The following is a 24410-nucleotide window of genomic DNA, read 5'->3' as shown; positions in this document are numbered from 1 at the left end:
CGTTCGCCGTATCCCAAATAACGCGATGATGCCGACCTTATTGATAAATATGCACAAACGGCTCGTCTGCTTTCGCCTGGCGCACGATGAGGCTTTCCGGCTGGCCGGCTGAGGCGATGTAGACATTAACGGTGATGTAGTCCGGGAATTTTTCCATCACCAAGCCGGTCACGTATTGGGTAAAGCCGATCACTTCCGCTTTGCCGTAAAACGGCATTGTAATGTTGATCGTTAACTTCTGAAGCTGATCGTTGACGTACAATCCTCTGCCGACGATGCCGGTGTAGTTCGGGAAAAAGTCTTCAACGTCTGATTTAAAATTATTGAATTTGAGCCAGTCATCGCGATGGTTCTTTTCCGCCTCATCGGACGGGAATAAATAATATTCCTCGTTCACCGCTTCCCAATCATCGATCGTGGCGCTTCCGTCGTCAACATGGGTGACCGCGAAAAAGTGGCCCGGAATCACGGACGAGCGCGGCGCCTGTTTGTACAAGGCAATCGTGATGGGCACGTTGCCGAGCCCTTTGATGTTCCGCAGCCGCTTCAACACCTCGGCGGCGATCCGCTTCCCTTCCCGTTCGATGACGTCATCTTTGATTTTCACTTCGCGTGGATACCCTTGCTCGGTTGAGTAGTAGTGGACGGAGTTCAACGCCAAACCGATGGCGACGCCGCCAAGCTTCACCTTGTCGTTATCGACTTTCACTAAGTAGTCGTGCTCCAAAATGCTGGCCAGGTAAATCGGGCTTTGTTTGTTTTTTTGCTCATTCGTTCCTTTGTCGCTGATCGGCGGGTTTAAGCCGATGTTGTCTTCCGGTTTCATTTTCTCTGCCTTCAGCTGGCTGTCCGTCCGCTTGCGGGCGAGCCAGCGCCCGATCGTTTCGCTGTCCAAATATTGCCCTTCCTGAAACAAATATTCATCCGGGGAAAATTGCTCAGATGCCAAGCGCATCAGCCCGGTTTCAAATTCATCGACATCAAGCCGGGTGTTGACGTCGTTGACGACCCGCCCGCGCGCCCCGGACGGCTTAAAGGGCAAGACAACGCGGTAATACGAATCAGAAATGTTGTATTTCGGGATGACCGCTTCTTGCTCTTTGCTTCCTTTGTCTTGCACGACTTCCTCACCTTTGTCAAACTTCGGCGCACACGCAGACAACAAACAAATCGAAGCGAGCCCGACAACGGCCAACCGCTTTCGGGCCCGATTCGTCCAACGACAAGCAACGAAACTGCGCAGTAGTGAGATTTGTTTCATCGTTTCCCCCTGTTGATCTCTTGCAAAAATCGTGATTCGTCCCAAATCTCAATGCCAAGCTGCTGGGCTTTCTCCAGCTTCGATCCGGCATCCTCGCCGGCGATGACAAGGTCGGTGCTGCGGCTGACGCTGCCGGTGACGCGCCCGCCAAGCCGCTCAATTTGTTCTTTTGCTTCATTGCGCGACATCGACGCGAGCTTGCCGGTCAAGACGACCGTTTTGCCGGCGAAGGCAGAGTCAGCAGGCGCTTCAGCCGACCGCTTCGGCCCTTTGTAAGCCATATTGACACCGTAAGCGCGCAGCTCCTGGAGCAGCTCAGTTGCTTCGGGTTGGGCGAAGAACGCCGTGATCGCATCCGCCATTTTCTCTCCGATTTCGGGGACGGCCATCAACTCCTCTTTCGTCGCCCGTTCGAGCCGCTCCATCGTTTCAAAATGCTCAGCCAAAAGTTGGGCGGCTTTCGCTCCGACGTAGCGAATGCCAAGGCCAAACAGCAGCCGTTCAAGCGAGTTTTGCTTCGACGCCTCAATCGCCGCAAGCAAGTTGGCCGCCGACTTTTCCCCCATCCGTTCCAACCCGACAAGCTGTTCCTTCGTCAGGCAGTACAAATCGGCGACATCGCGGACAAGGCCGGCGTTAAACAGCTGGGTGACGACTTTTTCGCCCAAACCCTCGATGTTCATCGCCGCCCTTGAGGCAAAATGGATGAGCCGCTCGCGCAGCTGGGCCGGGCAGTTCGGGTTCAAGCAGCGGAGCGCCACTTCCCCCTCGAGACGGACGAGCTCGCTTTCGCATTCCGGGCAGTGCGTCGGCATCGCAAACGGCGTTTCATCCCCATCGCGCCGGTCAACGACGACGCCGACCACTTCCGGGATGATGTCGCCCGCTTTTTTAATGATGACCGCATCGCCGATGCGAATGTCTTTTTCCCGTATAAAATCTTCATTGTGAAGGGTGGCGCGCTGCACTGTCGTGCCGGCGACGCGCACCGGCTCTAAAATCGCCGTCGGCGTGACGACACCCGTGCGGCCGACGTTCACCTCAATGCCGATTAACGTCGTCACCACTTCCTCGGCTGGGAACTTGTAGGCAATCGCCCAGCGCGGGCTTTTCGCCGTCGCGCCAAGCGCCCGTTGCTGAGCGAATGAGTCCACCTTAATAACGATGCCGTCAATCTCATACGGCAGCTGCGGCCGCTTGTCGTGCCACTCGCTGACAAAGGCGATCACCTCATCGATATTGGCACAGCGCCGTCGCTCTGGGTTTACTTTAAACCCGAGCGCCTGCAAATAATCAAGCGCTTCGCTGTGTGAAGCGATGCCGAGCGCCTCGGCGTCGGCTAAGCCATATACAAACAAATCCAGCTGACGCGAGGCCGCCACTTTCGGGTCGAGCTGGCGGAGCGAGCCAGCCGCGGCGTTGCGCGGGTTGGCAAACAGCTCCTCGCCGCGGGCTTTTCGCTCCTCATTCAAGCGCAAAAACGACGCTTTCGGCATAAACGCCTCGCCGCGCGCTTCAAGCGACACCGGTTCTTTCAGACGGAGAGGCAGCGAGCGGATCGTTTTCAAATTTTCCGTAATGTCTTCACCCGTCGTCCCGTCGCCGCGCGTCGCCCCTTGGACGAAATAGCCGTCTTCATAGCGGACCGAGACGGCGAGGCCGTCGATTTTCAGCTCGCATACGTACGCCGCTTCCCCGACTTCCTGACGAACGCGGCGGTCAAAATCGCGCAAGTCTCCTTCGCCAAACGCGTTCGCCAAGCTCATCATCGGAACGCGATGCGCCACTTTGCGAAACGCCTCAAGGGGCGGACCGCCGATACGCTGGGTTGGCGAATCGCTCGTTTTGAGCTCCGGATATTGTTCCTCAATGGCGATGAGCTCTTGCATCAACCGGTCATACTCGGCATCTGGAACAGACGGGCGGTCAAGCACATAATATTCGTACCCGTAGCGGTTCAACAGTTCGCGCAGCTCGGCCGCGCGCCGTTCGGCTTGTTGGCGGTCCATACGTTCACCTGTTCTCCTTTCCTACACTTTCTCAATCGGCGCAAATTTGGCAAGCAGCCGTTTAATGCCGATCGGGCTCGGGAAGGCGATGTCGAGCTCTTGGTCGTCGCCGCCGCCGCGGACGCTGACGACGGTGCCGATGCCCCATTTCCGGTGGTTCGCCCGATCGCCGACTTTCCACGATCCCACGGCGCCGCTTGCCTGCGGGCGCGAAACGGCCGGGCGGGAGGCGCCCGCTTGGCGGCGCGAGGCTGTCTCAAGCAAATGCGCCGGAATTTCATTCAAAAAGCGCGACGGCGGGTTCATTTGGATGTTGCCAAACAGCGTCCGCATTTGCGCGCTCGTCAGCACAAGTTCTTCCTCCGCGCGGGTGATGCCGACGTACGCCAGCCGCCGTTCTTCTTCCATCTCATCGTCATCCTCGAGAGAGCGGTTGTGCGGGAAAATGCCTTCTTCCATGCCGATCAAAAAGACGACCGGAAACTCGAGCCCTTTGGCGGCATGCAACGTCATCAACATGACGGCATCTCCTTCAGCGGCCTGTTCCGTCCCGTTCAGCTCGTCCAAATCGGAAATGAGCGCCAAGTCGGTTAAAAAGGCGATGAGCGATTTATCGTCGCTCACATTTTCAAAATGCTTCGTCACCGACAAAAACTCATCCAAGTTCTCAAGCCGGCTTTGTGCTTCAATCGTCCGCTCCGCCTTGAGCATCTCGCGGTAGCCCGATTTGTCGAGCACTTCTTCGACGAGTTCGGTGACGGAGACGTATTCTTGCAGCTGCGTCCATTGCTCGAGCTGGCTGCGGAACGCGGCGAGCGCCCCGGCCGCTTTGGCGCCAAGCCCGATCATCTCTAGCTCGCCGAGCGCCTCAAACAAGGACAGCTCATGCTCGGCCGCATAGCGGACGAGTTTGTCGATCGTCGAGGCGCCAATGCCGCGTTTTGGCACGTTAATGATGCGAAGCAAGCTTAAATCATCGTCCGGATTGGCGATGACGCGCAAATAGGCGAGAATGTCTTTAATTTCTTTCCGGTCATAGAACTTTAAGCCGCCGACAATTTGATACGGAATGTTCGCTTTCAGCAACATTTCCTCCATGACACGCGACTGGGCGTTCGTCCGGTACAAGACAGCAAAATCACGGTAGCGGCGTTCGCCGCGCTCCACCGCCTCGCGGATGCGTCCAGCGACAAACTGCGCTTCGTCCGCTTCGTTCATCGCCTCATAATAAAGAATCGGCTTTCCTTCCGGGTTTTCCGTCCAAAGCCGTTTCGGCTTCCGGTTGACGTTATGCTCGATGACTTCGTTCGCCGCTTGCAAAATGCGCTTCGTCGAGCGGTAGTTTTGTTCAAGCAAAATGACTTTTGCGTTCGGATAGTCGCGCTCGAACGACAAAATGTTTTGGATGTCCGCCCCGCGCCACCGATAAATCGATTGGTCGGCGTCGCCGACGGCGCAAATGTTTTGAAAGCGTTCCGCCAGCTTTTTGACCAGCGTATATTGAGCGCGGTTCGTATCCTGGTACTCATCAATATGGATGTACTGAAACTTATATTGGTAATAGTGAAGCACATCCGGCACGCGGTCAAACAGTTGGATCGTCGTCATGATCAAATCGTCAAAATCGAGCGAATGATTGCGAAGCAGGCGCTGTTGGTATTCTTGATACACATCGCTGACGACTTTTTCGTAATACGTCGAGGCCCGCTTCGCGAATTGCTCCGGAGGCAACAGCTCGTTTTTCGCCGCGCTGATCGTGCCTAAAATCGTCCGCGGCTCAAATTTTTTCGGGTCTATGTTTTTTTCTTTTAAAATCGTTTTCATGACCGAAAGCTGGTCCGTCGGATCAAGGATGGAAAAATTGCGGTTGATGCCGATGCGGTCAATGTCGCGGCGCAAAATGCGGACGCACATCGAGTGGAACGTCGAAATCCAGACGTCTTCCGCCGCCCCACCTAAGAGCGACTGCACACGTTCCCGCATTTCGCGCGCCGCCTTGTTCGTAAACGTAATGGCCAAAATGTTCCACGGCGCCACATGCTTTTCCGCCATCAAATAGGCGATGCGGTGCGTCAACACCCGCGTTTTCCCGCTTCCCGCCCCCGCCATAATGAGCAGCGGGCCTTCCGTCGTCCTGACGGCTTCTTGTTGCTCTTTGTTTAAATGGGCGAGCAGCTGTTCCGATAAAAAGTTCATTGTTTTCACCACCAATACACCATATGTTCTATTTCGCCTCATTCGCCCGCTTTACGGCGTCCACGGTCAGCAGCGCCTGTTCAAACGATTCGTAAACGGCGTTGCCGACGACAACAGTATCCGCCCGGCGCGCCATCTCAGCCGCCTGCTCCGGTGCGGTGATGCCGCCGCCATAAAACAGCTGCGTCTCGCCGAGCGCCTGTTTCACTTTTTCCACCAAGGCGGGGTCGCCGTATATGCCGCTATATTCAAGATAAAAGATCGGCAGCTTGTACAAATGTTGAGCGAGGCGAGCGTAGGCCACCACATCGTCTTCGCTCAGGCCGGCGTCGGCTTCGGTGAGCTTCGCCGCCTTGCATTCCGGATTTAAAATGCAATACCCCTCGGCAAAAATCTCATCCCAATTCATGATCTCGCCATATTGTTTCACCGCCTCATGATGGCGGCCCACCACCCAGTCGACATGGCGGCTGTTTAACACGATCGGAATGAAATACGCATCAAACCCCGGCGTCAAGGCCTCAAGATTTGTGACTTCAAGCGCGCATGGCACCGAAAACCGGCGGATGCGGGCCAATAAATCGAGCACACCATCGAGCGTCACCCCGTCCGTTCCGCCGACGATGACGGCATCTGTCCCCGACTCGCAAAGGCGCTCAAGGCGCTCATCATCGATCGGTTTGTTCGGGTCGAGCTTAAACACATGGCGCCAGGCGCGAATCTCTTCCATGACAATACCCCTTCCACTCCGTTCTCCATTGTTTCATTATAACAAATCCGCAAAAAGAAAAGGAGTTCCTTTGTGAATGGAAGGAATCTCCTTACCTGCTTAGTCTGTCACCGCTTCATTCTCTTCTTGCGGTTGTTCCTCTTTAATGCGGTCAAGCGCCATGGCATAGGCATCGTTTCCATAGTTGAGGCAGCGTTTGACGCGCGAAATGGTCGCCGTGCTCGCTCCGGTTTCCATTTCAATTTTATGGTACGTATACCCTTCCCGCAACATGCGGGCGACTTCCAGACGTTGGGCAAGCGCCTGAATTTCGTTGACGGTGCATAAATCATCGAAAAAACGGTAACACTCTTCCAAATCGCGCAGCGACAAGATGGCTTTAAACAGTTGATCAAGCTCTCTGCCGCGCAGCTTGTCGATTTGCATGTTTGTCTCCTCCTTGCTTTGGCGAAAAACGATTTGGTGGACTGTTGGCGCTCTCCTCTTTATGTTTATGGTTTGGAAAACCCGCCGGCGGCCGTTTTCGGGTCACCGCCATTGCACGATCGCCAGTTCCGGAACGATATTGATCCACGTTTTGCCTGGCACGAACCCGACCGGCGCCCCATCGCGGTATGGCAGCAGCCGGCCGTCGACATTTTTCCATTCAATCGGCTGGATGACGCCGTTTTGCAGCAAATAGCCTTGGCCGCCGGACGTGAGGTCAACGTCGCGCCGCCCATGGCTGTCGATCACTTGATGGCGGGCGGCGATGATCATCACGTTTTGCGCCACAACCGGGTCGCGCGTATCGTAATCGACCGTCTGCTCGCCGCCGCTGTATCGGTAATACCCATGCCGTTCCGGAGCATAGCGGTATTCCACTTGGGCGTACGAGCGGTGCGAATAGGCGATGCGGACCGTCCCTACCTTTTCCCCGCTCGGTTTGTCCGCGCGAAACGGCAGCGGAGCGACATCGTCCGTCCAAGCATACCCGTTTTGTTCCGCCCCTTTTTCAATGTTGGCAAACGTAATGTACGAGTTGTGCGGTGCCTTGCGGAAGGAAACGCGCTTAAACAGCGTTCCGTCATAAAAGAGCCCGTTCAAATAATCGGTTTCCCCCTGCTCGAGCCGCGCTTTCGCTTCCGGGCTCCATCCATGGCAAACATAAATGGCATTGTAGCCCTCGCTCAAATCAATATAATAATCACGCGCACTCCGCACCGGCCCGACTCGTTCCGGCTGTTCGCTTTGGTAAAGCGCCAAAAAGCGGGTGATATCCCCCTCAGCGAGCACCTCATACACGATGTCCGCCTTGCTTAATCCCGACTGTGGGCGCGCCTTCGGATGGTTGTTGACCATCACGCCGACAACCCGCTGATGAACGTCCCCTTTCGCCGGCAGCCCGGTCAGCGGGAACGTTTGTTTTTCCTCCGCCGGAGGCTTGGGCGGCTGCTCCTGCCGAGGAGCCGGTTTGGCTGGTTCAGCCTGCTTCGGCTCGCTTTTGGTCGTGCAGCCCCCTAACAACAATGCCGCGCAGCTGATGACGAACAGCCAATGTTTCAATGGACACACAACCCTTTCTTTTTTATTTTACCGCATTATCGAAGGAAAGAGTACCGTTTTGTGCATGACATCGTAAATGCCGCGCTGGGTGATGCGCACATACGGCAAATGGGTCGACTGCAAAAAGAGCAGCGAATACACAGGGTCTTCAAAGCGGTATCCCCTCTCCCGCAACAGACGGACGAACTCTTTTTCCTTGTCGATCAATGACTCCATCTCCAGCGCGGACATCATGCCGCCAAGCGGAAGCGGAAGTTCAAATACGATTTCGCCATTTTCGGCAAGCACCAAGCCGCCGCCGATTTCCTTCATCCGTCGGAAAGCGAGCAACATATCTTCCTTATGTTTGCCGATTAAAACCAAATCGCCCGTATTCGAGTACGAGCTCGCCAACCCGCCGAGCGCTGATGAAAAGCCTTTGAGCATCGTGTTGACGTGCCAGCGTCCATTCCGGTCAAGCAGCACCAAAAAGCTTTCATCATGATCATGCCCTAGCCGGTCGCGCGATGTGTCGATCGAGACGGAATACGGTTTTAAAATAACGGCATTTTCCATTCGCAATCCCATCGGCATCGAAAACTGCAAATCATCCCACCCGAGTTCCCATAACAGCGACAGCGGCCGGATGCCGAACTGTTCCCATGCGGGCGCCGTCCATGGGATCGGCGCTTCTCCGTCGCGCTTCACCCATTCGCCTTTGGCGAGCACTTGCACCGGAGTCGGATCGTGGGCCGAACGCAGGAAGTTGATATGGGCGATGCGGCCGGTGGCAATGCTGCCGTGAAGATGCTCGATGCCGTAATGGCGGGCGGCGTTGATCGTCGCCATCGCGTACGCATCGATCACCGGAACGCCATGCTCAATGGCGATGCGAATGAGCCAATCGATCACCCCGCCTTCGTAAAAGGACGGCGGCGAACCGTCGGTTGTCAACAAACATTTGTCGTAATGCCGAATGCCGAGCGCTTTCATTTCCTCAAGCAGCACCGGCAAGTCCGGACGAATCGAAGAATGGCGGAGCGTGACCGTATAACCGTGCCAAAGACGGGTTCGCACCTCTTTTCCCGTCATGGCCTCATGGTCGCCATCCACGCCAAACAGCGCCATTTTAACAAGCGTTTTTTCCGACGCTCCCGGAAAATGCCCTTCGATTTTGCGACGCCGCTGTTTCGCCTCTTGCATCCAATACAAAACGATGTCATCGCCGCTGACGAGTCTCGGCCATGATGTCAGCTCGCCGCCTTGGAGGACCGTTTCCTGGTCAAGCCATCGTTTGATCCGTACGTTGGACAATTGCTCATCCTCGCGCTCCAGCTCCGTTTGGCCATCAAACCGGCACCACCAATACATCGAAGTTGGAAGCGCATTCATTTGTTGCGAAAATAAAAGCGCCTCGTCATCATTCAGATGCAAAAGGAAAAACAAGTTATCGTTCACTAGCGTCGTCGTCCCGCGCGCCGCTGCATAACGGGCAAAGGAATGGGGATTATATAATTGAAATGGATGGACATGCGGCTCGATGTAGCCGGGAACGAGCACATACCCGCGGCAGTCGACGACTTCGCATGCCTCGTCGACCCGGTCGGGAAGACGCTCTCCGGCATACACGATGCGGTCGCCATGAATCCATATATTTCCTTTTACCCATTCACGAAAATACGAGTGCAAATACGTCGCATTCACCAATACTTTCGTTGGTGATTGTTTGCCTTCAATCACTGCTGCTTGTTCACGCAGTTCGCTGCCTTTCCAGCGGTAACGTTGTTCGCCCATTGACACCCCGTCCCTTGTTTCCTAATCATTCCATATAATCATTTTAACGTACGAAAGCGATTTTCACAATAAAAAGATGAGGAGGGGCAAGCCAATGGCAAATATCGGCATTGTGAATGCGCTCATTCGCATTACGCTCGGTTTGACTGTCGTCGCGTGGGCGACCGCCCGCCTGGCCCGGCGGCCATGGTGCACATCGTACTTGTTCGCCGCTTTGCTTGGGGCCATGAAAGTCGGTGAAGGGATTACCCGTTTTTGCCCGCTGACGGCCTTGTTTGACAACATGCAGCGCCAGCAGCTGCTTGAAGAACAAAAAGAAGCCGTTGTCAATCCAACGTAACGAACATCATGCGGTCAACTTGGAACAAGGTTGCATATGGCACCTGTTTCCTGTCGTGCTGGCGTGTGTTGCGCCGGCGGACGAAGATGCTGCGACCGCGTCTCGTCAAGTTCGGAGGCATCCACTTTGCGGGGAACTGGCTTCGGCCTTGTCGTCCATTTACTTGGAACTTGCGTCTTGAGCCGCCCGGACTTCTCAGGAAAGTTGGCTTCGACCCCGCCCGAATTGTTCCATTATCACGCCAAAAAGGTGTCCCAGATTCGGGACACCTTCCACCCAAAGGAGTGATTGACCATGTTGCTGGAATATATGACCGATATGTCGTTCGTATTGGCCGCGTTAATCGGGGGAATTATCGCTCTTTCATACGTGTATATGCGGCGGAGGCGCGTTCGATAGCGCGCCGGCCGATGTCGCGGCGGTAAAACAGCCCGTCGCTCTCGATTCGCGTCAACTGTTCATACACTTTTTCCTTCGCCTCAACGAGTGTACTCCCTTTCGCTGCTGCCAGAAGAACGCGGCCGCCGTTCGTGTACAGTGCACCGTCTTCTTGCTTCGTCCCGGCATGGAATAGCAGCACATCGGAATCAAGCCGATCCACCCCCCGAATGGCCGCTCCGCGCTCATAGGCGCCCGGGTAGCCTTTGGCAGCCAGCACGACGCCGAGCACCGCTTCGTCCGTCCACTCAAGCGCCAACTCTTTTCCTTCCATCACCGCGAGGATCGCTTCAACCAAATCGGTTTTCAGCCGCGGCAGCACGACTTGCGCCTCGGGATCGCCAAAACGGGCGTTGAATTCGATCACTTTCGGCCCGGTTGCCGTTTCGATCAGCCCAGCATACAGCACGCCGGTAAACGGCCGGCCTTCAGCCACTAACGCTTTGGCGGCCGGGCGCAAAATCGTTTCCATCGCTGTTTCCACCGTCTCCGCTGAGATTTGCGGCACTGGCGAATACGCTCCCATCCCACCGGTGTTCGGACCTTCATCCCCGTCATACGCCCGCTTATGGTCTTGGGCGATGGCAAGTGGATACACTTTCTCGCCGTTGACAAACGCCATAAACGAAAATTCTTCGCCTTCCAAATACTCCTCGATCACGACTTGGCAGCCGGCTGTGCCAAACTGGCCATCGACAAGCGCTGCCTTCGCGGCGGCCAGCGCTTCTTCCACCGTTTGGGCGACGGTCACGCCTTTTCCGGCAGCCAATCCGTCCGCTTTCACGACGATCGGCGCGCCTTTTTGTTCAATGTACGCTTTCGCCTCTTCATACGACGCAAAGGTCGCATGATCCGCCGTTGGGATGCCGTATTTCTTCATCAGCTCCTTCGCAAACGCCTTGCTTCCTTCGATGAGCGCTGCCGCTTGAGTTGGGCCGAAAATGCGAAGCCCCTCAGCCAGAAACCGATCGACGATGCCGGCAGCCAGCGGCGCTTCCGGCCCGACGATCGTCAAACCGATTGCGCGTTGCTTGGCAAACTGCACAAGCGCGTCGATATCGAGCTCATCAATGTCGACGAGCTCCGCCACTTCCCCGATGCCCGGGTTGCCTGGCGCCGCGTACAGCTTGTCCACAAGCGGGCTTTGCGCCGCTTTCCAGGCGATGGCATGCTCGCGCCCGCCGCGTCCGACTACCAGAACGTTCATTGTCTTCCTCTCCTTTTTGCCGCCGTTTAATGTTTGAAATGGCGCACACCGGTAAACACCATGGCCATGCCGTACTCATCCGCTTTGCGAATCGAGTCGGCGTCGCGAATCGAGCCGCCCGGCTGAATGATCGCGGTAATGCCGGCTTTTGCTGCTGCTTCAACCGTGTCGTCCATTGGGAAGAACGCATCGGACGCCAACACAGCGCCAACCGCCTGTTCCCCGGCTTGTTCAATGGCAATGTTGGCCGCGCCGACTCGATTCATTTGCCCGGCGCCCACGCCGACCGTCATCCCATTTTTGGCGAGTACAATCGCATTCGATTTCACATGTTTGACAACCTTCCAAGCAAATCGAAGCTGTTCGCGCTCCGCCTCGGTCGGCTCGCGTTTCGTGACGACGTTCCATTCGGCGTCTTCAAGCGTATACTTATCGGCCTCTTGCACAAGCAAGCCGCCATTGACGGAAACGAGCGTTTTTTCCTTAACGTCCGGCGCGGCAAAATCAAGCGTCAACAAGCGGATGTTTTTCTTTTTCGTCAAAATGGCGAGCGCCTCGTCGCTGAACGATGGGGCGATGACGATTTCCAAAAAGATGTCGTGCATCCGTTCGGCTGTTTCTTTGTCCACTTCCCGGTTGACGGCGACAATGCCGCCGAAAATCGAGACCGGATCGGCCTCGTACGCTTTCGTAAATGCCTCAAGAAGCGTGGCACCGACCCCGACGCCGCACGGGTTCATATGTTTGATCGCCGCTGCGGCTGGCTCTTGAAATTCGCGAATGAGGTTGATGGCCGCATTGGCGTCGTTGATGTTGTTGTACGACAGCTCTTTTCCGTGCAGCTGTGCCGCTTTGGCAATCGAGAACGCCGCGCCGAGCGGTTTGGCGTAAAACGCCGCCGATTGATGCGGATTTTCGCCATAGCGCAACGACTGTTTTTTCGTGTAGGTGACGGTGAGCGTTTCCGGATACTCTTCGCCGGTGAGACCGGTCAAATATTCGGCGATCATCGCATCATACGCCGCCGTATGGCGGAACGCTTTCGCCGCCAGCTGCTGCCGCGTCTTTGCTTGGATCGAACCGGTTGTTTTCAGCTCTTCGATCACCATTGGATAGTCGGCCGGGTCAACGACAATCGCGACATCGGCATAGTTTTTCGCCGCCGCCCGCACCATCGTCGGGCCGCCGATATCGATGTTTTCAATCGCCTCGGCCAGCGTCACGTCCGGTTTGGCGATCGTTTGCTGGAACGGGTACAAGTTGACGACGACCAAATCGATCGGGCGGATGCCGTGCTCTTTAAGCGCCGCTTGGTGGCGCTCATCGCTGCGCACCGCCAAAATGCCGCCATGGATGGCTGGATGCAGCGTTTTGACGCGCCCGTCCAAAATTTCCGGAAACCCGGTGACATCGGAGATCGAAATGACCGGAACGCCGGCCTCTTCAAGCGCCCGTTTCGTCCCGCCGGTCGAAATGATGTCGACGCCAAGTTCCGCCAACTGCTTTGCAAACGGAATGATCCCTTCTTTATTGGACACGCTGATCAATGCTCGTTTCACTGCCATCATTCTCGATCCTTTCTTCCTGTTGTTCCTTCTCCCCTAGCAGCATGCGCAACACCGCTGGATACAGCTCATGTTCAACTTGATGGATGCGCGCCTCAAGCACCTCGATCGGCTCACCGGGCACGATCGGGACGGCGCACTGGGCGATGACCGGCCCGGTGTCCATCCCTTCATCAACATAATGGACGGTGACGCCTGTTTCCAAAACGCCCGCCCGATACGCTTGGCCGATCGCATCTTTGCCCGGAAACGCCGGCAGCAGCGACGGATGAATGTTGACGATTTTCCCTTCATAGACGGAAAGCAACGTCGGCCCGATCAAACGCATATAGCCGGCGAGCGCAATCCAGTCGATGCGCCGCTCCTTCAGCTCGCGCAAAATTTCGCTTTCAAACGCCGCCTTCGATGGATACTCTTTCGGCGAAAACACGAACGCCGGCACGTTTTCACGCGCCGCCCGTTCAATGACTTTCGCCCCCGGGCGGTCGCACACCAAAAGCGCTACTTCCGCGGGCACCTCACCGCGCTTGGCTGCGTCGACGATCGCTTGAAAGTTCGTGCCGCTCCCGGACGCAAAGATCGCCAACCGTTTCATGCGCCGTTCCCTCCGGCAAACGACACGCCTTCCCCTTCGACGACTTCGCCGATCATGTATGCGGCCTCCCCTTGCTGGGCCAGCGCATCGACAACCGAGTCCGCCGCCTCCGGGCTGACCGCCATCACAAGGCCGATGCCCATATTAAAGACGGAAAACATCTCTTCTTCCTCAAGCCCGCCGTTTTGGCGCAACAAATCAAAAATCGGCAGCCCCGGCCATGAGCCGCGCTCAATGCGCGCACCCAGCCCGGAAGGCAGCATGCGCGGAATGTTTTCGATAAATCCGCCGCCGGTAATATGAGCCATCCCTTTGATCGTAAACGTCTGCAGCAAAGAACGCAACGGTTTCGCATAAATGCGTGTCGGCTTCAATAACTCCTCGCCGAGCGGAACCGCAAGCGGCTCGTAAATGCGGTCAACGTCCAACTTCGCTTGGTCAAACACGATGCGGCGCACGAGCGAGTAGCCGTTGCTGTGGAGACCGCTTGAAGGCAGTCCGATCAGCACATCGCCCGCTTGAATCGTTTGCCCGGTCACCAATCGTTCTTTTTCCGCAATGCCGACCGCAAACCCTGCCAAATCATACTCATTTTCCTCATACATTCCCGGCATTTCCGCCGTTTCCCCGCCGATCAAGGCGCAGCCGGCTTCGACGCAGCCGTCGGCCACTCCTTTGACGATGGCGGCGATTTTTTCCGGCACCGCCTTGCCGCAGGCGATATAGTCAAGGAAAAAGAGCGGTTCCGCTCCTTGGACAAGAATATCGTTGACACACATCGCGACGCAGTCGATGCCGATTGTATCATGTCGGTCAAGCAAAAACGCCACTTTCAGCTTCGTGCCGACGCCATCCGTGCCGGAGACAAGCACCGGCTGGCGATAGCCAAGCGCCGATATATCGAACAAACCGCCAAAGCCGCCGATCCCACCCAGCACTTCCGGGCGCATCGTTTTTTGTACGTGCTGTTTCATGAGAGCGACCGCTTGGTAACCCGCCTCAATGTCAACCCCTGCTTCTTTATATGCGTTTGCCACATTCCATCCTCCCTTTGGCCGCCATGCAGCCAACTTCACACCGAATCGCGTTCTCCATCGCGATGTTATTTCACCGTCAAGCACGGTCGGACAGCCCGGCCGATGCGGGTTGGGTATTGGCCAGTGAAACATGCCAAACATTGCCCGCGCTCTGGCGAGACGTCCGGGCGCCCGATCGCCTCAAGCATCCCTTCCTGGCTGAGAAACGCCAGTGAATCCGCACCGATCAAGCGGCGAATCTCTTCGACCGAATATTTCGCCGCGATCAATTCTTCCCTTGATGACGTATCAATGCCGTAAAAACAAGGATGGGTGATCGGCGGGGCGCTGATGCGCACATGCACTTCCACGGCCCCCGCTTCACGGAGCATCGTGACGATGCGCCGGCTTGTCGTCCCGCGCACGATCGAATCGTCGACCATCACGACCCGCTTGCCGGCCACAACCCCGCGCACCGGTGACAGCTTCATTTTCACGCCTTGCTCACGAAGCGCTTGTGACGGCTGGATGAACGTCCGGCCGACGTAACGGTTTTTGATGAGCCCTAATTCATAGGGGATGCCGCTCGCTTCCGCATAGCCGATGGCGACCGAAATGCTCGAGTCCGGCACGCCGGTGACGATGTCGGCCTCTGCCGGCGCCTCAAGCGCCAGCCGTTTCCCTAAGTTTTTGCGGGCCGTATGGACGTTGATGCCGTCGACATGGCTGTCCGGGCGGGCGAAGTAAATGTATTCCATGCTGCAAATCGACCGCGGCTGCCTAGGAGCAAACCGTTCCGAACGCACCCCTTCATGACTGATGATGAGCAATTCCCCAGGCGCCACTTCCCGCTCGTATGTGGCGCCGATGACGTCGAACGCGCACGTTTCCGACGCCACGACATACGCCGAGCCGAGCCGACCGAGCGACAGCGGCCGGAAGCCGTGCGGGTCAAGCGCCACATAGAGCGCTTCTTCCGTCAGCAGCAAAAACGCAAACGCCCCTTCGATCTGGCTGAGCGCCTCTTTCATTTGCCCGACAAACGTCGGCGCTTGGCTGCGGCGGATGAGATGGGCGAACACTTCCGTATCCGATGTCGTCTGAAAAATGCTTCCTTGTCCTTCAAGCGCGAGCTTCAACTCGATGGCGTTCGTCAAGTTGCCGTTATGGGCGAGCGCCATCGATCCGGTTTGCGAGCGGAACAAGAGCGGCTGCACGTTTTCATAGCCGCCCCCGCCCGCCGTCGAATAGCGGACATGACCGATGGCCGCCGCCCCTTTGAGTGCATCGAGCGTGCCGCTTTGAAACACGTCCGTCACCAGCCCCAGCCCTTTATGACCGGATAAGCTCCCGTTATGCGCCGCCACGATGCCGGCCCCTTCCTGCCCACGGTGTTGCAGGCTGTGAAGCCCGTAATATGTGAGCCGGGCGGCGTCTTCATGCCCCCAAATGCCGAAAATGCCGCACTCCTCGTTCAATCCTTTGATTTCAGCAAGCATGGAATAGCCCCTTTCCAGACGTTTCGCATCTCGTCAACCGAAAGGCGGATGACCGTTTCCCCCTGTTCCCCGTTCACTGTCAAGATGCCGTCGCCTGTCACTTCGCCGATTCGCTTCGCTTCCACGAGCTGTTCAAACGCTTCCTGATGTTCTTTTTTCACTGAAACAACAAAGCGCGATTGCGTTTCGCCGAACAGTTCACTGACGAGGTCGCCACCGACCGTCACCTTGGCGCCAAGCCCTAAAGCCCCCATCAGGCACTCCGCCAACGCGACCGCCAACCCACCTTCCGCCACATCATGCGCCGACGCCACGACCCCAGCGCGGATCGCCGCCAGCAGCTGGCGCTGGCGTCTTGCCTCCACCTCTAAGTCAATCTCCGGTGCTTTTCCGAAAATGCGGCCTTCCAGCCATTTTTGCAGCTCGCTGCCGCCAAACTCCGGCTTCGCCTCGCCGATCACGTAAATGAGGTCGCCCACTTGCTTAAATAGCTGGGTGGTAATATGCGAAAGGTCCTCAATGAGCCCGACCATGCCGACGACCGGTGTCGGGTAGACGGCCACACCGTTCGTTTCATTGTACAGCGAGACGTTGCCGCTCACCACCGGCGTCCCGAGCGCCCGGCACGCCTCGCTCATCCCGTCGACCGCTTTTTCGAGCTGCCAGAAAATCTCCGGCTTTTCCGGGCTGCCAAAGTTAAGGCAGTCCGTAATCGCGAGCGGCTTCGCCCCCGAACAAACGACGTTGCGCGCCGCCTCGGCGACGGCGATTTTCCCGCCCACTTCCGGATCCAAGTACAAGTAGCGCGAATTGCAATCCGTGGTGAGCGCAAGCGCCTTGTTCGTGCCACGGATGCGCACGACGGCCGCGTCCGATCCGGGGGCGACGACCGTATTCGTCCGCACCATGTAGTCATATTGGTCGTACACCCATTCTTTGCTCGCAATCGTCGGCTGGGCGAGAAGCCCGAGCAATGTTTGGTTGTAGTCTTCGATGTGCGGAATATACGGCGGCATCGCTTGAAATTCGCGGTAGTAAACCGGCTCTTTCGACGGCTTATGGTAAACCGGCGCGTCTTTCGCCAGCGCGTCCACCGGAATTTCCGCCGCCACCTCGCCGCGGAACCAGAGACGAAGCATTTTGTCATCGGTCACTTTGCCGATCGCTTTTGCTTCCAACCCATACTTGGCAAAAATCGCAGCGATTTCGTCTTCCCGCCCTTGCTTGACGACAAGCAGCATCCGCTCCTGCGATTCAGACAGCATCATTTCATACGGCGTCATGCCGGTCTCGCGCTGCGGGACGAGATCCAAATTCATTTCAATGCCAAATCCGCCTTTGCTTGCCATTTCGGCGGATGAACTCGTGAGCCCTGCCGCCCCCATATCTTGAATGCCGACTAACGCATCCGACTTGACTGCTTCCAAACACGCCTCCAGCAGCAGTTTTTCCATAAACGGGTCGCCGACTTGCACGGCCGGGCGCTTTGCTTCCGACTGTTCGCTCAACTCTTCCGATGCAAACGTCGCCCCGTGGATGCCGTCGCGGCCCGTTTTCGCCCCGACGTACATGACCGTGTTGCCGACTCCCGTCGCAATGCCGCGCTGAATATCCTCATGGCGGATGATCCCGACGCACATGGCGTTGACAAGCGGATTCCCTTCATACGACGGATCAAACTGCACTTCACCGCCGACCGTCGGGATGCCGACGCAGTTGCCGTACCCGGCAATGCCGGCGACGACCTGCTCGAACAAATATTTGACGCGCGGCGACGTCAGTTCGCCAAACCGAAGTGAATTGAGCAGCGCGATCGGCCGCGCCCCCATCGAAAAGACGTCGCGGATGATGCCGCCGACCCCGGTCGCCGCCCCTTGATACGGCTCGATCGCCGACGGGTGATTGTGGCTTTCGATTTTAAACGCCACCGCCAACCCGTCGCCGATGTCGACGATCCCGGCGCCTTCGCCCGGCCCCTGCAGCACGTGCGGGCCGTCGGTCGGGAATTTTTTCAGCACCGGCTTCGAGTTTTTATAGCTGCAGTGCTCCGACCACATTACCGAAAAAATGCCGGTTTCCGTGTAGTTCGGCAGCCTTCCTAAAATCGCCTCAATGCGCGCAAATTCGTCATCCGTCAATCCCATCTCGCGGTACAATTGTTGTTCTTTGATCATCGCCGCGCTCGGCTCAAGCAGTAACGACATGCGTCTCCCTCCAATAGTTGACGATCGATCGAAATAGTTTCAGCCCGTCCGCGCTGCCGAGCAAGGCGTCGACCGCCCGCTCCGGATGCGGCATCATGCCAAGCACATTGCCCCGCTCATTGACGATGCCGGCAATATCCATGAGGCTGCCGTTCGGGTTTTCCCCGTGGTAGCGGAACACGATTTGCTTGTTTTCCACTAAGCGCTCGAGCGTCTGTTCATCGCAATAATAATTCCCTTCGCCATGGGCGATCGGAATCGTAATGACTTCCCCTTTTTCGTAGGCGGATGTAAACATCGTCCCATTGTTTTCCACCACAAGCTGCACCGGCCGGCAGATGAACTTCAACCCTTGATTGCGGCGCATCGCCCCAGGAAGCAAGCCGGCTTCAAGCAAAATTTGAAACCCGTTGCACACGCCAAGCACCGGTTTTCCGGCATCAGCCGCCTGTTTGACGGCAGCCATTACTTTCGAAAAGCGGGCGATCGCTCCGGAACGCAAGTAATCGCCGTACGAAAATCCGCCCGGAAGCAAAACGGCGTCAAACCGGTCCAAGTTGTCCTCATCATGCCAGACGTACTCGACTTCCTCGCCAAGCTCATCGGCGATCGCATGATACATGTCGACGTCGCAATTCGATCCCGGAAATACAACGACGGCAAACTTCATCGGGCGACGGCCTCCTCAATTTCATAGCGGTAATCTTCAATCACCGGATTGGCGAGCAGCTTTTCGCACATCTCGCGAACGAGCTCGTTGATGTCGCGGCCGCTCTCTTCCATCACAAGCTCCATGAACTTCCCGATTCGTACATCTTTCACTTCCGTATATGACAAGCTGTGCAGCGCCCCTTTCACCGCGGTCCCTTGCGGATCCAACACACTTTCGCGCAGCGTCACATATACTTTTACCTTGTACATGCCGATTCTCCCCCTAACCGTTGTAAAATGACTTCATACGCCTCCGTCAAGCTGCCGAGATCGCGGCGAAACACGTCTTTATCGAGCTTCTCGTTCGTGTCAGCGTCCCACAGCCGGCACGTATCGGGCGAAATCTCGTCGGCTAAAACAATCGACCCGTCCGCCGTGCGGCCGAACTCCAGCTTAAAATCAATTAATCTCACCTTTCGTTCCGCAAAATGGGCGCCCAGCACGTCGTTCACCTTGAGCGCTTCGCGTTTCAACTGGTCAATCTCCTCGCGGCTGGCAAGTTTTAAAATCGCAATATGGTCTTCCACGAGCAGCGGGTCGCCAAGATCATCGTTTTTGTAGTAAAACTCGACAAGCGGCGCCTCAAGCGGCGTTCCCTCCGCCAAGCCGATGCGTTTCGCTAAGCTGCCCGCTACAACATTGCGCACGACCACCTCAAGCGGAATGATCGTCACCTGTTGGACGAGCTGCTCGGTCGGCGACAGCTTTTCAAGAAAATGATTGGCGATGCCGGCTTCGCGCAGCTTCAAAAACAACAAGCTGGAAATCTCGTTATTGAGCCGCCCCTTGCCGGCGATCGTCGCCTTTTTCCCGCCGTTAAATGCGGTCGCGCTGTCTTTGTACTCGACCCAAAGCACGCCCGGCGCATCGGTCGCGTAAATCTTTTTCGCTTTCCCTTCGTACAGCAGCTGTTGTTTTGTCGGCATGATGAACGCCTCCGTTATCCAGAAGATTGAAAATTTTCCGCTCGGACAGCCGGCCCAAAGCCAGCCGTTTTCTGCTCAATCCAATCCTAAGCGGGCAAAAATCGTATCGACGTGTTTCAAATGATGGCGGTAGTCAAAGCAATCATCGAGTTCCTCTTTGGTAAGCCGGCTTGTAATCCGCTCATCCGCCTCAAGCAGCGAGCGGAACGGCACTTGTCGCTCCCACGCTTCCATCGCTTTCGGCTGCACCAAATCGTACGCTTCCTCGCGCGTCATCCCTTTGTCAATCAAAGCGAGCAACACGCGTTGCGAGTAAATGAGCCCGAACGTGCGCTCCATATTTTTCTTCATATTTTCCGGGTAGACCAACAAGTTTTTCACAATGTTCGCGAACCGATTCAGCATATAGTTCAACGCGATCGTCGCATCCGGCAAAATGATGCGCTCAGCCGACGAATGGGAAATGTCGCGTTCATGCCAAAGCGGCACATTTTCATACGCTGTCACCATATAGCCGCGAATGACGCGCGCCATGCCGGTCATATTTTCCGAACCGATCGGATTGCGTTTATGCGGCATCGCTGATGAGCCTTTTTGCCCTTTCGCGAAAAACTCCTCGACTTCACGAACCTCGCTTTTTTGCAGGCCGCGAATCTCAACGGCGAACTTTTCAATCGATGTCGCGATGAGCGCGAGCGTCGCCATATAGTAAGCGTGGCGGTCGCGCTGCAGCGTCTGCGTCGAAATCGGCGCTGGCGTCAGTCCGAGCTTCTCGCACACATATTGCTCGACAAACGGGTCAATGTTGGCATACGTGCCGACCGCTCCGGAAATTTTCCCGACTTCCACCATCTTAGCTGCTTGTTCAAACCGCTCCAAATTCCGGAGCATTTCGGCATACCAAAGCGCCAGCTTCAGCCCGAACGTCGTCGGTTCGGCATGGACGCCGTGCGTGCGCCCCATCATGACCGTATATTTATGTTCGCGCGCTTTCTCTTTCAATACTTGAATGAAGTTTTCCAAATCGCGCCGCAAAATCGCGTTCGCCTGCTTTAACAAGTAGCCGAGCGCCGTATCGACGACATCGGTCGACGTGAGACCATAATGCACCCATTTCCGTTCCTCGCCGAGGGTCTCCGAAACCGCCCGCGTAAACGCTACGACATCATGGCGCGTTTCTTCTTCGATTTCCTTAATGCGGCGGATGTCAAACGACGCGTTTTCCCGCAAGCGGCGGACGTCCTCTTTCGGAATGACGCCAAGTTCGGCCCACGCTTCGCAGGCAAGCAACTCCACCTCAAGCCACGCCTTAAAGCGGTTTTCCTCCGTCCAAATGGCTCCCATTTCCGGTCTCGTGTAGCGTTCAATCATCTTCGTTCCAGCCTCCGATCTTGCCAAATTTGCCACGACTCGATTCGCCTCAGCGCTTCCTCAACATCGTCTGCCAGCACCGTCACATGCCCCATTTTCCGCTTCGGCTTCGCTTCGTGTTTGCCGTACAGATGGACGTAGGTCCCCCCGTCGAACGCACCGATATGCCGAATGACCGGCTCGACGTGCTCGCCTAAAATATTGACCATCACCGCCGGCTTCAACAACTCCGTCGAGCCGAGCGGCCAGTTGCAGACGGCGCGGATGTGCTGGGCGAACTGCGACGTCGCACATGCATTGATTGTATAATGACCCGAGTTGTGCGGTCTAGGGGCCAACTCATTAATATAAATATCCCCGTCCGCCGTCAAAAACATTTCAACGGCCAGCGTCCCAACGAGCGAAAACGATGCGGCCAACACTTCCGCGTAGCGAATGGCCCGCTCTTGCACGCTTTCCGGAATTCGGGCCGGAACGATCGTTTGATGCAAAATGTTCTCGACATGAATATTTTCCGCCACTGGAAAAACAGCCGTCTCACCATCGAGGTTGCGGGCGACAATGACCGACATTTCTTTCACAAACGGCACCCAGCCTTCCAAAATGCATGGGCCAAGTCCAAGCAAATCAGCCGCTTTGGCTAGATCGCCTTCGCCGCGCAGCACATATTGCCCTTTGCCGTCATAACCGCCGCGCCGCGTTTTCAAGACGCACGGAAAGCCGGTCATGGCAACGGCCTGTTCCAACTCATCCCATCCGTCCACTTCCCTATACGGCGCCACCGGCAACCCGGCTTCGACAATCGCCGCTTTCTCCAGCGCCCGGTCTTGCGTCACCGCCAGCAGCCGGCTTCCTTGCGGGACATAGGCGTTTGCCTCCAGCCACTCAAGCGCCTGCGCATCGATATTTTCAAATTCGTACGTAATGACATCGCTCACGCGCGCCAGTTCAGCTATCGCATCCAAATCATGGTACGGCGCGGTGATTTCCACATCGGCCACTTGCCCGCACGGGGAATCAGACGTCGGATCCAGCACGGCGATGCGAAACCCCATCTCACGCGCCGCCAAAGCCATCATCCGCCCGAGCTGCCCCCCACCGATAATGCCGATCGTCTGTCCGGGAACAATCCACCGCTTAGCCAAGCTGATCACTGCTTTCCACGACTTGTTTTCGAATCGCTTCCCGCCGCGCTTTGAGCGCCTCCATATAGCGCGGCTCAAACAGTCCAACGATCGACACCGCGAGCAACCCGGCGTTCGTCGCCCCCGCCTTGCCGATCGCCACCGTCGCCACCGGCACCCCACCCGGCATTTGCACGATCGACAATAATGAATCCAAACCGTTCAACGCCTTCGACTGCACAGGAACCCCAATCACCGGCAGCGTCGTTTTCGCCGCAATCATCCCCGGCAAATGAGCCGCACCGCCGGCCCCAGCAATAATGACTTTAATGCCCCTCTCCTCCGCCGTTTCTGCATACCGAAACATCTCATCCGGCGTCCGATGCGCCGACACGACTTTTTTCTCAAACGGAATCCCCAATTCCTCAAGAACAGCGCAAGCATGCCGCATCGTTTCCCAATCCGAATGGCTTCCCATCACAACCCCGACGATCGGGCTCATACGTTCCACCCCTTTAATGCAAAACAATAAAGCCCAGAACATACATTCCCTCTTATAAGCGAGGGAAAGCATCGTTCTGGGCTTTGACAGTTGCTGATCGAAAAAAAGCCAAAACCGATCCTTTCCCTCATAGTCCAATCATTTACGGTGATTGGGTAGAGACTTTTGGGCCATATTCCCAAAATTATATGAGGGACATTGCGATACACTATGAAGCTACTTTTATATTAACAAGTTTTGAAACAAAGTGTCAAGGCAAAATCGAACATTTAATATTTTTGAAAAGGAAATGTTCGTATTTTATCAATCACCAAACAGACGGGGCGGCATATGATGAAGGAGCAGAGGAGGGAAACGCCATGGCTGATCAAAACCCGTTCACACCGTTTTCCGATTGGACAAAGCATTGGCAGCAGTTTTTCCAAACCGATTTTTGGGGGAGCATTCAGCCGTTGCTGCCGTCGGCAAACAAATCATCATCCGGCATGAACCTATACAAGAAAGACAACGAACTGCTCATCGTCATTAGCCTTCCCGGACTGAAAAAAATCGAGGACGCGGAAGTGTATGTATCATACAAAACGCTGGAAGTGAAGGCGACAGTCAATCTCAACTTTAAAGGGTTTGAATTAGTAGAAGAAGGCATTTTCCAAGGCCGGTTTGAAAAAACCGTTCCACTGCCATTCCCGGTCAAAGAGGACCGCATTGAAGCGACATACCATCATGGCCTGCTCTTCATTCACTTGCATCGCCTCATTCCCGAAGAACCCAAAAAGAAAATTATGATTAAAAAAGGGGAATGATCGTCCCAATAGGCAGCAGACCGTCAACCGCCGCATATAAAAAAAGAGGGTGTCCCATGGCGTGCAGGACACCCTTTCGGGAGTTTCCGTTTCCTATCGCTTTTATGAAAAAGGGGGTCTAGGAAACGATGATCACGCTTTACATTTTGGGGGAGAGGATTAAAAATGGCGTCATTCAAAATGACTCATTTGAAATAGGCAAAAAAATGAGAGAACCAAACAGCTCCCTCATTTTTGCCTGCCTAGCAGCGACCTACTCTTGCAGGGGCGCTGGCCCCAACTACCATCGGCGCTGGAGGGCTTAACTTCCGTGTTCGGGATGGGAACGGGTGTTTCCCCTCCGCTATCACCACTAGGCAAGCGATTCAGTTTCGACATCATTTATTATACTTAAAAAATAAATGTTGTCAAGAAGGAAAGTCATTCCTTCAAAACTAGATAACCGTCGGAAGAAGCCGCTTATAGGTCAAGCCCTCGATCGATTAGTATCCGTCAGCTCCACGTGTCGCCACGCTTCCACCTCGGACCTATCGACCTCGTCATCTTCGAGGGATCTTACCCGCCTGACGCGGTGGGAAATCTCATCTTGAGGGGG

The 24410-nt window shown here is 55.9% G+C and carries 22 protein-coding genes, 2 rRNA genes and 1 riboswitch; of the genes, 3 read left to right on the top strand and 21 right to left on the bottom strand.

Annotation, left to right across the window (positions count from 1 at the left end; all coding sequences use genetic code 11):
* Window positions 1–37: 37 nt before the first annotated feature.
* The 7 genes from ETC02_RS09930 to ETC02_RS09900 all read right to left on the bottom strand — a co-directional run bounded on the left by ETC02_RS09930 (window position 38) and on the right by ETC02_RS09900 (window position 9514).
* Window positions 38–1261, bottom strand: a complete 1224-nt coding sequence (locus ETC02_RS09930; protein WP_050368126.1) for a CamS family sex pheromone protein — start codon at window positions 1259–1261, stop codon at window positions 38–40.
* Window positions 1258–3270, bottom strand: coding sequence for an NAD-dependent DNA ligase LigA (gene ligA, locus ETC02_RS09925; protein WP_033016671.1), 2013 nt, complete (start codon window positions 3268–3270; stop codon window positions 1258–1260). The genes ETC02_RS09930 and ligA overlap by 4 nt, the downstream gene beginning before the upstream one ends.
* Window positions 3271–3291: 21 nt before the next feature.
* A complete protein-coding gene (pcrA, locus tag ETC02_RS09920; protein ID WP_044744023.1) occupies window positions 3292–5466 on the bottom strand; it encodes a DNA helicase PcrA in 2175 nt (724 codons plus the stop codon).
* A gap of 28 nt (window positions 5467–5494) precedes the next feature.
* Window positions 5495–6196, bottom strand: a complete 702-nt coding sequence (pcrB, locus tag ETC02_RS09915; protein ID WP_033009957.1) for a heptaprenylglyceryl phosphate synthase — start codon at window positions 6194–6196, stop codon at window positions 5495–5497.
* A 99-nt stretch (window positions 6197–6295) separates the two neighbouring features.
* Window positions 6296–6622, bottom strand: coding sequence for a YerC/YecD family TrpR-related protein (locus ETC02_RS09910; protein ID WP_050368125.1), 327 nt, complete (start codon window positions 6620–6622; stop codon window positions 6296–6298).
* Between the two features lie 102 nt (window positions 6623–6724).
* The gene (locus ETC02_RS09905; protein ID WP_050368124.1) at window positions 6725–7741 is read right to left on the bottom strand and encodes a DUF3048 domain-containing protein; all 1017 of its coding nucleotides are present in this window, start codon (window positions 7739–7741) and stop codon (window positions 6725–6727) included.
* A gap of 27 nt (window positions 7742–7768) precedes the next feature.
* Window positions 7769–9514: an adenine deaminase C-terminal domain-containing protein gene (locus ETC02_RS09900; RefSeq protein ID WP_050368123.1), complete on the bottom strand. Its 1746-nt coding sequence runs from the start codon at window positions 9512–9514 to the stop codon at window positions 7769–7771.
* A 94-nt stretch (window positions 9515–9608) separates the two neighbouring features.
* On the opposite strand from ETC02_RS09900, the gene ETC02_RS09895 reads away from it, so the two are divergent.
* Window positions 9609–9854 carry a YgaP family membrane protein gene (locus ETC02_RS09895; protein WP_033009953.1) on the top strand — a complete coding sequence of 82 codons (246 nt, stop codon included), beginning with the start codon at window positions 9609–9611 and terminating at the stop codon, window positions 9852–9854.
* A 294-nt stretch (window positions 9855–10148) separates the two neighbouring features.
* Complete coding sequence (locus ETC02_RS18375) at window positions 10149–10253, top strand: EYxxD motif small membrane protein (RefSeq protein WP_325048220.1); 105 nt, start codon at window positions 10149–10151, stop codon at window positions 10251–10253.
* On the opposite strand, the gene purD is transcribed toward ETC02_RS18375, so the two are convergent.
* The 12 genes from purD to purE all read right to left on the bottom strand — a co-directional run bounded on the left by purD (window position 10207) and on the right by purE (window position 23012).
* A complete protein-coding gene (gene purD, locus ETC02_RS09890; RefSeq protein ID WP_050368122.1) occupies window positions 10207–11499 on the bottom strand; it encodes a phosphoribosylamine--glycine ligase in 1293 nt (430 codons plus the stop codon). The two genes, ETC02_RS18375 and purD, sit on opposite strands and share 47 nt — an antisense overlap.
* A 26-nt stretch (window positions 11500–11525) precedes the next feature.
* On the bottom strand, window positions 11526–13064 hold the full coding sequence (gene purH / locus ETC02_RS09885) for a bifunctional phosphoribosylaminoimidazolecarboxamide formyltransferase/IMP cyclohydrolase (RefSeq protein ID WP_044744031.1): 1539 nt from the start codon (window positions 13062–13064) through the stop codon (window positions 11526–11528).
* Complete coding sequence (purN, locus tag ETC02_RS09880; RefSeq protein ID WP_049624731.1) at window positions 13027–13659, bottom strand: phosphoribosylglycinamide formyltransferase; 633 nt, start codon at window positions 13657–13659, stop codon at window positions 13027–13029. Before purN ends, purH begins: the two co-directional genes overlap by 38 nt.
* Window positions 13656–14696: a phosphoribosylformylglycinamidine cyclo-ligase gene (gene purM, locus ETC02_RS09875; RefSeq protein ID WP_050368121.1), complete on the bottom strand. Its 1041-nt coding sequence runs from the start codon at window positions 14694–14696 to the stop codon at window positions 13656–13658. Before purM ends, purN begins: the two co-directional genes overlap by 4 nt.
* Window positions 14697–14761: 65 nt before the next feature.
* Complete coding sequence (gene purF / locus ETC02_RS09870) at window positions 14762–16174, bottom strand: amidophosphoribosyltransferase (protein ID WP_033009946.1); 1413 nt, start codon at window positions 16172–16174, stop codon at window positions 14762–14764.
* Complete coding sequence (gene purL / locus ETC02_RS09865) at window positions 16150–18378, bottom strand: phosphoribosylformylglycinamidine synthase subunit PurL (protein ID WP_050368120.1); 2229 nt, start codon at window positions 18376–18378, stop codon at window positions 16150–16152. The genes purF and purL overlap by 25 nt, the downstream gene beginning before the upstream one ends.
* Entirely contained in the window at window positions 18362–19048 is a 687-nt protein-coding gene (purQ, locus tag ETC02_RS09860; protein ID WP_033016682.1) for a phosphoribosylformylglycinamidine synthase subunit PurQ, read from the bottom strand. The genes purL and purQ overlap by 17 nt, the downstream gene beginning before the upstream one ends.
* Window positions 19045–19299: a phosphoribosylformylglycinamidine synthase subunit PurS gene (gene purS, locus ETC02_RS09855; RefSeq protein WP_025948703.1), complete on the bottom strand. Its 255-nt coding sequence runs from the start codon at window positions 19297–19299 to the stop codon at window positions 19045–19047. Before purS ends, purQ begins: the two co-directional genes overlap by 4 nt.
* Window positions 19287–20015 carry a phosphoribosylaminoimidazolesuccinocarboxamide synthase gene (gene purC / locus ETC02_RS09850; RefSeq protein WP_050368119.1) on the bottom strand — a complete coding sequence of 243 codons (729 nt, stop codon included), beginning with the start codon at window positions 20013–20015 and terminating at the stop codon, window positions 19287–19289. Before purC ends, purS begins: the two co-directional genes overlap by 13 nt.
* A gap of 75 nt (window positions 20016–20090) precedes the next feature.
* Window positions 20091–21386: an adenylosuccinate lyase gene (gene purB / locus ETC02_RS09845; RefSeq protein WP_033009942.1), complete on the bottom strand. Its 1296-nt coding sequence runs from the start codon at window positions 21384–21386 to the stop codon at window positions 20091–20093.
* On the bottom strand, window positions 21383–22540 hold the full coding sequence (gene purK / locus ETC02_RS09840) for a 5-(carboxyamino)imidazole ribonucleotide synthase (protein WP_050368118.1): 1158 nt from the start codon (window positions 22538–22540) through the stop codon (window positions 21383–21385). The genes purB and purK overlap by 4 nt, the downstream gene beginning before the upstream one ends.
* Complete coding sequence (purE, locus tag ETC02_RS09835) at window positions 22524–23012, bottom strand: 5-(carboxyamino)imidazole ribonucleotide mutase (RefSeq protein ID WP_033009939.1); 489 nt, start codon at window positions 23010–23012, stop codon at window positions 22524–22526. Before purE ends, purK begins: the two co-directional genes overlap by 17 nt.
* A gap of 110 nt (window positions 23013–23122) precedes the next feature.
* Window positions 23123–23224: riboswitch (purine riboswitch) on the bottom strand.
* Window positions 23225–23371: 147 nt separating this feature from the next.
* Here purE and ETC02_RS09830 point away from each other — a divergent pair.
* Complete coding sequence (locus ETC02_RS09830; RefSeq protein WP_050368117.1) at window positions 23372–23815, top strand: Hsp20/alpha crystallin family protein; 444 nt, start codon at window positions 23372–23374, stop codon at window positions 23813–23815.
* A 240-nt stretch (window positions 23816–24055) separates the two neighbouring features.
* Here ETC02_RS09830 and rrf read toward each other — a convergent pair.
* Window positions 24056–24172 (bottom strand): 5S ribosomal RNA (rrf, locus tag ETC02_RS09825).
* A 105-nt stretch (window positions 24173–24277) separates the two neighbouring features.
* Window positions 24278–24410: ribosomal RNA gene (locus ETC02_RS09820) — 23S ribosomal RNA — on the bottom strand; the annotation flags it as partial.

Origin of the sequence: Geobacillus sp. DSP4a (genome assembly GCF_013096875.1) — a bacterium.
Taxonomy (GTDB): Bacteria; Bacillota; Bacilli; order Bacillales; family Anoxybacillaceae; genus Geobacillus; species Geobacillus thermophilus.
Note: the sequence above shows the minus strand (reverse complement) of the source record. Positions and strands in the feature narration are given on the sequence as shown.

What these genes read in the sequence shown, in the direction of transcription:
- ETC02_RS09930 (WP_050368126.1), bottom strand. Translation starts at nt 1,261, where the DNA reads ATGAAACAAATCTCACTACTGCGCAGTTTCGTTGCTTGTCGTTGGACG.
- ligA (WP_033016671.1), bottom strand. Translation starts at nt 3,270, where the DNA reads ATGGACCGCCAACAAGCCGAACGGCGCGCGGCCGAGCTGCGCGAACTG.
- pcrA (WP_044744023.1), bottom strand. Translation starts at nt 5,466, where the DNA reads ATGAACTTTTTATCGGAACAGCTGCTCGCCCATTTAAACAAAGAGCAA.
- pcrB (WP_033009957.1), bottom strand. Translation starts at nt 6,196, where the DNA reads ATGGAAGAGATTCGCGCCTGGCGCCATGTGTTTAAGCTCGACCCGAAC.
- ETC02_RS09910 (WP_050368125.1), bottom strand. Translation starts at nt 6,622, where the DNA reads ATGCAAATCGACAAGCTGCGCGGCAGAGAGCTTGATCAACTGTTTAAA.
- ETC02_RS09900 (WP_050368123.1), bottom strand. Translation starts at nt 9,514, where the DNA reads ATGGGCGAACAACGTTACCGCTGGAAAGGCAGCGAACTGCGTGAACAA.
- ETC02_RS09895 (WP_033009953.1), top strand. Translation starts at nt 9,609, where the DNA reads ATGGCAAATATCGGCATTGTGAATGCGCTCATTCGCATTACGCTCGGT.
- ETC02_RS18375 (WP_325048220.1), top strand. Translation starts at nt 10,149, where the DNA reads ATGTTGCTGGAATATATGACCGATATGTCGTTCGTATTGGCCGCGTTA.
- purD (WP_050368122.1), bottom strand. Translation starts at nt 11,499, where the DNA reads ATGAACGTTCTGGTAGTCGGACGCGGCGGGCGCGAGCATGCCATCGCC.
- purH (WP_044744031.1), bottom strand. Translation starts at nt 13,064, where the DNA reads ATGGCAGTGAAACGAGCATTGATCAGCGTGTCCAATAAAGAAGGGATC.
- purN (WP_049624731.1), bottom strand. Translation starts at nt 13,659, where the DNA reads ATGAAACGGTTGGCGATCTTTGCGTCCGGGAGCGGCACGAACTTTCAA.
- purF (WP_033009946.1), bottom strand. Translation starts at nt 16,174, where the DNA reads ATGCTTGCTGAAATCAAAGGATTGAACGAGGAGTGCGGCATTTTCGGC.
- purL (WP_050368120.1), bottom strand. Translation starts at nt 18,378, where the DNA reads ATGTCGTTACTGCTTGAGCCGAGCGCGGCGATGATCAAAGAACAACAA.
- purQ (WP_033016682.1), bottom strand. Translation starts at nt 19,048, where the DNA reads ATGAAGTTTGCCGTCGTTGTATTTCCGGGATCGAATTGCGACGTCGAC.
- purS (WP_025948703.1), bottom strand. Translation starts at nt 19,299, where the DNA reads ATGTACAAGGTAAAAGTATATGTGACGCTGCGCGAAAGTGTGTTGGAT.
- purC (WP_050368119.1), bottom strand. Translation starts at nt 20,015, where the DNA reads ATGCCGACAAAACAACAGCTGCTGTACGAAGGGAAAGCGAAAAAGATT.
- purB (WP_033009942.1), bottom strand. Translation starts at nt 21,386, where the DNA reads ATGATTGAACGCTACACGAGACCGGAAATGGGAGCCATTTGGACGGAG.
- purE (WP_033009939.1), bottom strand. Translation starts at nt 23,012, where the DNA reads ATGAGCCCGATCGTCGGGGTTGTGATGGGAAGCCATTCGGATTGGGAA.
- ETC02_RS09830 (WP_050368117.1), top strand. Translation starts at nt 23,372, where the DNA reads ATGGCTGATCAAAACCCGTTCACACCGTTTTCCGATTGGACAAAGCAT.